We start from the raw sequence: 8,697 nt of genomic DNA, 5'->3' as shown, positions 1-8,697 counted from the left end.
CGGCAGCAAGCGCGCCGTCCCGTGGGCACGCTGGACGTGCGCGCCGCCAAGGGCGCGCGGCGCATCGCCATGCTCACCGCCTACGACGCCCCCACCGCCGCCCTCGTGGACGGCTGCGACATCGACATCATCCTGGTGGGCGATTCGCTGGGCATGGTCATGCTGGGCCGGGGCGACACCCTGTCCGTGACCGTGGACGAAATGGTGCACCACTGCCGCGCGGTGACCGGAAGCGTCACCCGCGCGCTGGTGGTGGCGGACATGCCCTTCCTGTCCTACGAGACAGGCCCGGCGGAGGCGCTACGCAACGCCGGGCGGCTGTTCCGCGAAGGGGGCGCACGCGCCGTGAAGCTGGAAGGCGCCGGGCCGTACCTGCCGCAGGTGCGCGCCCTGGTGGACGCGGGCATTCCGGTCATGGGGCACATCGGGCTTACCCCGCAGCGGGTGGCGCAACTGGGCGGGTTCAAGGTGCAGGGCAAGACCGCCGACGCGGCCCGACGCCTGCTGGACGACGCCCTGGCCCTGGAGCAGGCGGGCTGCTTTTCCATCGTGCTGGAATGCGTGCCCTCGCCCGTGGCCGCGCGCATCACCGCCGCGCTGACCATCCCCACCATCGGCATCGGCGCCGGGCCGGACTGCGACGGGCAAGTGCTGGTGCTGCACGACATGCTGGGCCTGCAGGACCGCATGGTGCCCCGCTTCGTCAAACGCTACGCCAACCTGGCCGGGCAGGTGACCGCCGCCGTAACCGCCTACAAGCAGGAAGTGGAAAGCGGCGCGTTTCCCGGTCCGGAACACGGCTTTGCCATGCCCGACGAGGAATTGCGCCAACTGGGCAGGGACAAGGACGGACAGGAGCAGAAACCGGGGCAGGAATAGGGGCGGAAGCCGACAAGGGGCCAGTGCCGTCCGCCGCGTGGGCGAAGGCCAGCCCGGCGGACGGCAAGCTTGCGCGGCTGCCTGGCCGCGGGAATACGGCACTGCGGGGGCATGACACCGCGCGCCTGCATGACCGGGCGACCGCGTGACCGGGTGGCCGGGGGGCCGGGTGGCCGATGGGGGGATGCGCCTCGGCGGCTACGGAGCGCCCTGCGGTTCAATCTCCAGCAGGTACAGGCAGCGCGGCTCCACCAGCAGCAGCCTGTCGTCGGAAAGGTGCTCCGGTGCGGTGACGAAGCCGCCCCTTTCGATGACGTGAATGGCGTTGGATTCGCGGCTGGAGTCATGCAGAAACAGCGTGTCGCCCAACGGAATGCCCGCCGCCGTCCAGTGCGAGATCACCGGGTCGCCCTTGAAGGGCAGGTAGCGATGAAAGCGCAACACGGCTGCCCGCCCCGGCCCGCCGCAAAGCCAGCCCGCAAGGGCTTCCCACACCGCGCGGGGCGTGGGCTGCGAAGACGCATCCGGGCCGTGGCCCCGCCTGACGGATGACGACGCATCCGGGTCCACCCTGCCCGTCACGCGCAGGGCCGGGCTGGCCGCGAAGGGGCGCTCCACGCGCAACGGTAGCACGTCGCGACGGGCGCGTTCCAGCACCGCCCGCACCAGCGCGTCATGATCGGTGGCGTTGTACAGCACGGAGCGAAAGGCGTCCGCATCGCGGGAAAGGTCCAGCAGCACGTCGTTGAACAAACGCCTCGCCTGCCCCATGCCCAGCGGATGGACGGAGCGCAGGGCGTTGGCCACCGCGTACACGGCACAGAACACGTCCAGTTGCCCCTGATGGTACGGCTGGAACGATTGGTCCGCTCGACCCGTTCGTGGCGAAGGGGACGACGGCTCCCGCGTGGCGGCGGTGCCGTCCGCAGCCTCGCACGGCGCTTCGGGCGTGTCGTGGGAATTGGGCGCGACCATGCGACTCCCGTGAATATTGACGTTGCGGGCCGCGCATCCGGCGCGGGTGGCCCGACCCTGCTCTTGCCCGCAGCCACCGCCTCCGTCAAGTGATGGCGGGGAATGGGGTGGCCGTGGGGGTACGGGACAGGCACAGGGCAGGCACAGGGCAGGCACGGACCGCGCGCGCCCGCACAGATCATCTGACACTCCGGCCAAACCGGGGGCCTCACGCCATACCGGTACGGGATTTGCTGATTCGCACGCCACGCGGACAAACCTGCCGGGGGTCGGCGCGGCATCAGCCCCGGACCGCTTCGCGCCGCCCATATCGGACGCCGTTTTCGCTGGACATCGTGGCGGGCTGCGTGTATACCCGCCTACACAACAATATTCGGATAACTTGATATGCAGATACTCACCGACCCACGCACGTTGCAACAGACCTGCCTGCGCTGGCGGGCCGACGGCCAGCACACGGTGCTGGTGCCCACCATGGGCTACTACCATTCCGGACACGAAAGCCTGATATCCTACGCCCGCTCGGTGGGCGACAAGGTGGTGGTCAGCCTGTTCGTGAACCCCACCCAGTTCGGCCCCGGCGAAGACCTGGCCGCCTATCCGCGCGACCTTGAACGCGATGCCGCCCTGGCCGAGGCCAACGGCGCGGACATCCTGTTCACCCCGCAGCCCGCGGACATGTTTCCGGCGGGCCATGCCACGTGGATAGAGGTGCCATCCCTGGCGGGCACGTTGTGCGGCGTTTCGCGCCCCACCCATTTCCGGGGGGTGTGCACCGTGGTCATGAAGCTGTTCCAGTTGGCCATGCCTCGCACCGCCGTGTTCGGCCAGAAGGACTGGCAGCAGCTGGCCATCATCCGCCGCATGGCGCGCGACCTGAACGTGCCCGTGGACGTGGTGGGCCGCCCCATCGTGCGCGAGCAGGACGGGCTGGCCATGAGTTCGCGCAACATCTACCTTTCGACCGAGGAGCGCGCCCAGGCCCCCAACATCCACCATGGTCTGGCCCTTGGCCGGGCGCTGGTGCAGGGGGGCGAGCGCGACGCCGCCGCCGTGGCCGAGGGCATGCGCCGCTACTGGCGCGAAAACCTGCCCCTGGCTCAGGAAGACTACATTTCCATCGTGCATCCGGAAACGCTGGAGCCGCTCGCGCGCATCACCGACGCAGCCCTGTGCGCGGTGGCCTTCCGCCTGGGCAAGGCCCGGCTCATCGACAACATGTTGCTGGCGGGCGAATAGGCTCGCCCCGTCCGCCGGGACAGATAACCGCAACCCACGCAAAGAAACGCGCCCGAAGCCCGCAGCGCCCGCACCGCCACACCCGGCGCAGGGGCGCAGGCCACAGCCGGGCCACGCGCGCATCATCAGGAGGACCGCATGATTCCCGGAAAAGGCCGCTACTTCTTCACGTCCGAATCCGTCACCGAAGGCCACCCCGACAAGGTTGCCGACCAGATTTCCGATGCCGTGCTTGACGTGCTGCTGGCGCAGGACCCCATGTCCCGCGTGGCCTGCGAAACGCTGGTGACCACCGGCATGGCCTTCATCGCGGGCGAAATCCGCACCAAGGGCTTTGCCGACCTTCCCGAGGTGGTGCGCTCCACCATCCGCAACATCGGCTACAACAGCTCGGAGATGGGCTTCGACTGGAAGACCTGCGCGGTCATTTCCTCCATCGACAAGCAGTCGGGCGACATCGCCCAGGGCGTGGACCGGGGCAACCCGGAAGACCAGGGCGCGGGCGACCAGGGCATGATGTTCGGCTTTGCCTGCGATGAAACCCCCACCCTGATGCCCGCCCCCATCTACTGGGCACACCAGCTTTCGCAGCGCCTGACCCAGGTGCGCAAGGACGGCATTCTCGACTTCCTGCGCCCCGACGGCAAGACCCAGGTTTCGTTCGAATACGTGGACGGCAAGCCCGTGCACATCAACAACGTGGTGGTCTCGTCGCAGCATGCCGACAACGTGTCCAACGCCACCATCCGTGAAGGCATCATCGAGGAAGTGATCAAGAAGACGCTGCCCGAAGGCCTGATGGCCGACGCCTGCGAAATCTTCATCAACACCACCGGGCGCTTCGTCGTCGGCGGCCCCATGGGCGACTGCGGCCTGACCGGCCGCAAGATCATCCAGGACACCTACGGCGGCGCCGGTCACCACGGCGGCGGCGCGTTCTCGGGCAAGGACGCCTCCAAGGTGGACCGTTCCGGCGCGTACATGGGCCGCTACATCGCCAAGAACGTGGTCAAGGCGGGCCTGGCGCCCAAGTGCGAAGTGCAGATCGCCTACTGCATCGGCGTGGCAGAGCCGGTTTCGGTGCTGGTGTCCTCGCTGGGCAGCAGCGAACTGTCGGACGAAGTGCTGACCCGCGCCGTACGCGAAGTGTTCGACCTGCGCCCGTACCACATCATCAAGCGCCTTGACCTGAACCGCCCCATCTACGGCAAGACCACCTGCTACGGCCACTTCGGGCGCGAACTGCCCGAGTTCACCTGGGAGCAGTGCGACGCCGTGGCCGACCTGCGCACCGCCGCCAAGATATAGCGCGCGACGCCAGCCAGCCGAAAAAGACAGGGCGGGGAGCATGCTCCCCGCCCTTTTTGCGCGTGCTGGTGTTCCGGCCCTGCGCTGCCTCTGCACAGACAATGAAGAGGACACGCCTGCCTGCCACGGCTCAGCCCGCCCCTGCAACTGCCGGGGCTCCCGCCTGCCGCTATCCTGCCGCTATCCTGCAGCTATCCTGCCACTATCCTGCCAGATCGGCCAGGTCCGCCTGCAGGCCCGACACAGAGGCGTCCAGGTCCACGTCAAAGCTGGCCCCGAACTCGCTGCCGTTAACCCAGGCCACCGTGTAGGCCACGTCGTTCAGGTAGGCCAGCCGGAAATTCTCTCCCCGCAGCAGGATACCCCGCACGCCCAGCTCAGGCATGGCGTTGCCATCGGCCAGCAACATGCGCGAGCCGCCGGGGCTGATGTCGATGATCTGGGCAATGCGGTCCGCGCCGCCCATGTGCACCCGGCAAGACTGGTTCAGCCCGTAGGCTTTCAGAAAAATGCGTGCGTGGCGCCTGCGTTCCATGCTGCTTCCCCCCGTTGCCCTGACGTGGCTGCAACCGCGCGGCCTGTCCAAACCGCACGGCCTGTCCAAGCCGCTCGGCCTTCCAGATCCGGCGGTCTGAACCAGTCAGGCTGTCGACCTGTTCCGACCGGACCGCCTGGATGTGCATGCCGGAACACCCGGCGCATACCCCCTGAAACGGGAGCACGCTACCACACCCGCAAAAGGATGGGAACGCCGTTAGCCGATGCGCACGACATGTCCGACAGGAAGCACGGGGCCGGGCAGCGCCCGCCCCCAGCCCACGGGAGGCCTACGCGGCGCTGGCGTCCTGACGAAACCGCTCGATCAGCCCGCGCACCCGGTTGGTAAGGCCGGGCAGGTCGGGCTTGGATATCTGGTCGTCGGCCCCCACGGCGGCGCCCTTGTGGCGCAGGGCATCGGTGATCAGCGAAGAGAACAGCACCACGGGCAGCTTTTGCAGCACCTGGTCTTCCTTGATGCGCCGGGTCAGGTTGTGGCCGTCCATCTCGGGCATCTCGATGTCCGAAACCACCAGGTCCACATAGTCGTAGATGTGCTTGCGCTCTTCTTCGGCGCGCTTGCGCCAGTCGCTCAACACGTCCCACGCCTCGCGCCCGCTGCTGGTGCGGGTAACCCGAAAACCCGCCTTCTCCAGCGTGCTGCCGATCATGTTGCGGATGGCCGAGGAATCATCGGCGATGAGCACGTGCCACGACTCCGACACCGCTGCTTCGGGCACCACTGCGTCCGCCGCGCTGCCCATGTCCAGCCGGGGGTTCATGGAGGCCACGATCTTTTCCATGTCCAGCAGGAACACGATGCGGTCCTCGAAGCGCACCACCCCGATGACCGACTGGCCGCTGTAGGTCTGCATGTGCGAGTCGGGGGCCTCCACCTGGCTCCAGCTCAGGCGGTGGATGCGCGTGACCCCGGACACCAGGAACGCGGTGACCATGCCGCTGAACTCGGAAACGATGACCTTCAGCGAGTCGCTGGCCACCACCTGCTTGCCCAGCCACCCCCCCAGGTCCACCAGGGGCAACACCCGACCACGCAGGTTGAAGGTGCCCAGCGCCGCCGGATGATGCTTGCTGGGCACGCCGGTGACCGTGGGCCGCCGGATGATCTCCAGCACCTTGGCCACGTTCATGCCGTAGTAGCCACGGTACACCCTGCCGCCGGACAAGGTTTCCTCGATGTAGAATTCGATGATTTCCAGTTCGTTGGTGCCCGATTCCAGCAGAATGTTGGTCTGGCTCATGTGCCCCCCTGAAAGGTCGTGACGTACGCCTCAATATGCCACACGGTGCAGCGTGGGCAATTGTTTTTCCGCGTTGGGCGCAACAATATAGCCCTCGCCGCCGCATGCGCGACGGAGAAGGCCCGGTGATCTGAACCGGGATGCCACGCCGCCGCGCACTGACCGCGCAGCAACGAACAGGGGAGAGAGGCATGCGACCGCACGGAGCGGGTGCGGACCGGGGGAGGGGGATGCGCGGACGGGGCCGCCGGACTGCCCGATGCAACCCGATGCCGTCCGGGCAGCCTTGCAGGCCCGGGCGGCCCTGGTGGTGGGGCTCGGAAAGCGGAGTCGGACGCGGAATGCGGCGGTTCAGGCCACCCGCACGCCCACCTTGCGCAGCACCTCTGCACTGGCGTTGAAGGGGTTTTCGGCGCGTACGCACTGCGGCAGCGGGTGCTCCGGCAGGGCGGGCAGTCCTGTCAGGTGGGCATTGTAGGCGTGAATCGCCAGCGGCTCCAGGGTCAGCACGTCCTCGGCGTTGTAGGCCAGCAGGGTTTCCAGGGCGCGGTCATCGCCGCTGCTCCGCCAGTGGCGCCACAACAGCACGGCGGTGTAGCCGTCCACCCCGGCAAGGCCGCCGCGATCGAGTCCAAAGGCCTGTTCCACCCGCTTCAGCCCGCCGGAATAGCCCAGCGGCTTCAGCACCCAGCGCAGGTCCAGATGGGCCATGTCCAGCTTCTGCCGGAAGGTCTGCTCGATGAACGGCGCATCGAAGCCGCGCCCGTTGAAGGTCACCAGCAGTTTGTAGTCGCGGATGTCGTCGGCAAAGGCGTCCAGGTTGTCGCCGTGCCGATAGGTACGCAACTGGAACCCGTCCCACAGGGCGATGGTGGTGATGTGCGATTCCGGCCAGCCAAGGCCCGTGGTTTCGATGTCCACGTAGGCCGCCTGTTGGCGGAACGCGGCAAACAGCCGCCACTGGTCCGCCGCGCCCAGGCGCTGGCCGAACCACGCGGCGTCGCCCGCCGCGAGTCGAGCGTGCGAATCGGCGATGCCGGTGGCAAAGGTGCCTGCCTCGTGCCTGCGGCAGGGAATGTCGCCGCGCGCGGCGGCGTCCTGCCAGGTAAGGCAGCCCCCGCGCCACAGGCGTTCCTCGAAGGCGGCGCCCACGCCGGGCAGATGGCGGAAGGTGGAGGTGATCATGGCTTGCCACCACTGCGAGGCTTGGCGCGTGGTGTGGCCGAAGACGTGGCCGAAGACGCGGGCGCAGGCTTGGCCGGTGCGGCCTTGGCGGTATCTTTCTTGCCTGCCTTGCCCGCTGTTTTGCCCGTGGCCCTGACAGACGCCTTGCCCGCGGCCTTGCGCGAATCCGCGCCCCCCTTCTGCCCCACCCCGCGGCGCGGGCAGACCTCGATCATCTCGCATTCGCCACAGCGCGGGGCGCGCGCGTCGCACACGTGGCGGCCAAACCACACCAGCATGTGGTTCACATCGCCCCAGGCATCGCGCGGAAAAATATCCATCAGGTCGCGCTCTATCTGCACCGGATCCACGGATTCGGTGAAGCCCATGCGAAAGGCGATGCGCTTGACGTGGGTGTCCACGGCAATGCCTTCGTTGATGCCGTAAGCCCCCCACAGCACCACGTTGGCCGTCTTGCGGGCCACGCCCGGCAGTTGCACCAGTTCGGCCATGGTGCGGGGCACCTCGCCGCCGTGCACCTCGGTCACGCGGCGGGCCGCGCCCAGCAGGTTGGTGGCCTTGTTGCGGTAGAAGCCGGTGGAGTGGATGACTTCTTCCAGTTCCTCCTGCGTGGCGCGGGCAAGCTCTGCCGGGCCGGGCCAGCGGCGGAACAGGCCGGGGGTGACCTGGTTCACGCGTACGTCGGTGCACTGGGCGGCCAGCACAGTGGCCACCAGCAGTTCCCAGGCGTTATGGGCCACCAGATGCGTTTCGCGGGTGGGGTAGCGCAGGCGCAGGAGTTCGAGCACCCTGGCCGCGCGGTCGGCGGTCTGCATGAAAGGCTCCGTAAAAAGGATGTGTGCGGCTGCCGGACAACAAGGCGGAAGGTCAAGGAGCCCGTGACGGGCAGGCGGACCGGCATGCTGCCGCACCGACGTGCAGGGGGCAGGCATGCGGGCGGCGCAACGCCCTGTTTCCACGCGGCGGCCAGTATATGCCATGGCGGACCGCGCCCCGCAACCACGCGCAAGCGAAAGACACCGCGCGCCCTGCCGGGACACGCCATGCCTTGCGCATGATTTCCTGCCGCCCCCTGCCGCCCCGTCACCCCCGTCATCCGCCATCCACCCGCACGGATTCGTGCTCGCCCGTCGTCGTTCGCACCCGCAAGGCGCTTCCCGGCAGCGTCCCGCGGCATTCCCGTGCCGTAACGGTGATCATCGCGTTGCCGTGCGGTGGCTTCTCCGCTATGCACATGTGCGGCGCGCCGCGCGCGGATGCCTTCATCCCGCGCACCCGCTGCCCGCCCGCACCGCGCGGCCACCCCGCGCAC

The 8,697-nt window shown here is 68.2% G+C and carries 9 protein-coding genes; 3 read left to right on the top strand and 6 right to left on the bottom strand.

Features of this window, described 5'->3' with window-relative positions; all coding sequences use genetic code 11:
• Positions 1 to 879 (top strand): 3-methyl-2-oxobutanoate hydroxymethyltransferase (gene panB, locus FVW20_RS01480; RefSeq protein WP_231038770.1); only part of this gene is annotated, 879 nt, incomplete at its 5' end.
• Positions 880 to 1,077: 198 nt separating this feature from the next.
• Here the strand turns inward: panB and FVW20_RS01475 are convergent.
• A complete protein-coding gene (locus tag FVW20_RS01475) occupies positions 1,078 to 1,854 on the bottom strand; it encodes a hypothetical protein (RefSeq protein ID WP_196607987.1) in 777 nt (258 codons plus the stop codon).
• 387 nt (positions 1,855 to 2,241) lie between these two features.
• On the opposite strand from FVW20_RS01475, the gene panC reads away from it, so the two are divergent.
• Both panC and metK read left to right on the top strand, forming a co-directional pair.
• A complete protein-coding gene (panC, locus tag FVW20_RS01470) occupies positions 2,242 to 3,093 on the top strand; it encodes a pantoate--beta-alanine ligase (protein ID WP_196607986.1) in 852 nt (283 codons plus the stop codon).
• 138 nt (positions 3,094 to 3,231) lie between these two features.
• Positions 3,232 to 4,401: a methionine adenosyltransferase gene (gene metK, locus FVW20_RS01465; RefSeq protein ID WP_196607985.1), complete on the top strand. Its 1,170-nt coding sequence runs from the start codon at positions 3,232 to 3,234 to the stop codon at positions 4,399 to 4,401.
• 202 nt (positions 4,402 to 4,603) lie between these two features.
• Here the strand turns inward: metK and FVW20_RS01460 are convergent, their stop codons facing one another.
• The 5 genes from FVW20_RS01460 to FVW20_RS19540 form a co-directional block, all read right to left on the bottom strand.
• Positions 4,604 to 4,936, bottom strand: coding sequence for a PilZ domain-containing protein (locus tag FVW20_RS01460; protein WP_196607984.1), 333 nt, complete (start codon positions 4,934 to 4,936; stop codon positions 4,604 to 4,606).
• A 292-nt stretch (positions 4,937 to 5,228) separates the two neighbouring features.
• Complete coding sequence (locus FVW20_RS01455) at positions 5,229 to 6,200, bottom strand: chemotaxis protein (protein ID WP_196607983.1); 972 nt, start codon at positions 6,198 to 6,200, stop codon at positions 5,229 to 5,231.
• Between the two features lie 351 nt (positions 6,201 to 6,551).
• Entirely contained in the window at positions 6,552 to 7,385 is an 834-nt protein-coding gene (locus tag FVW20_RS01450; protein ID WP_196607982.1) for a ribonuclease H-like domain-containing protein, read from the bottom strand.
• A complete protein-coding gene (nth, locus tag FVW20_RS01445; protein ID WP_196607981.1) occupies positions 7,382 to 8,200 on the bottom strand; it encodes an endonuclease III in 819 nt (272 codons plus the stop codon). Before nth ends, FVW20_RS01450 begins: the two co-directional genes overlap by 4 nt.
• Positions 8,201 to 8,477: 277 nt before the next feature.
• Positions 8,478 to 8,697: hypothetical protein (locus tag FVW20_RS19540; protein ID WP_231038769.1), on the bottom strand; the 220-nt coding region annotated here is incomplete at its 5' end.

Origin of the sequence: Nitratidesulfovibrio oxamicus (genome assembly GCF_015731765.1) — a bacterium.
Classification (GTDB): domain Bacteria; phylum Desulfobacterota; class Desulfovibrionia; order Desulfovibrionales; family Desulfovibrionaceae; genus Cupidesulfovibrio; species Cupidesulfovibrio oxamicus.
The sequence above is the reverse complement of the archived record's forward strand: the minus strand, read 5'-3'. Positions and strand labels throughout refer to the sequence as shown.

Bases quoted from the DNA above. Each gene is read 5' to 3' on its own strand.
- FVW20_RS01450 (WP_196607982.1), bottom strand. From the start codon at position 7,385: ATGATCACCTCCACCTTCCGCCATCTGCCCGGCGTGGGCGCCGCCTTC.
- nth (WP_196607981.1), bottom strand. From the start codon at position 8,200: ATGCAGACCGCCGACCGCGCGGCCAGGGTGCTCGAACTCCTGCGCCTG.
- metK (WP_196607985.1), top strand. From the start codon at position 3,232: ATGATTCCCGGAAAAGGCCGCTACTTCTTCACGTCCGAATCCGTCACC.
- FVW20_RS01475 (WP_196607987.1), bottom strand. From the start codon at position 1,854: ATGGTCGCGCCCAATTCCCACGACACGCCCGAAGCGCCGTGCGAGGCT.
- panC (WP_196607986.1), top strand. From the start codon at position 2,242: ATGCAGATACTCACCGACCCACGCACGTTGCAACAGACCTGCCTGCGC.
- FVW20_RS01460 (WP_196607984.1), bottom strand. From the start codon at position 4,936: ATGGAACGCAGGCGCCACGCACGCATTTTTCTGAAAGCCTACGGGCTG.
- FVW20_RS01455 (WP_196607983.1), bottom strand. From the start codon at position 6,200: ATGAGCCAGACCAACATTCTGCTGGAATCGGGCACCAACGAACTGGAA.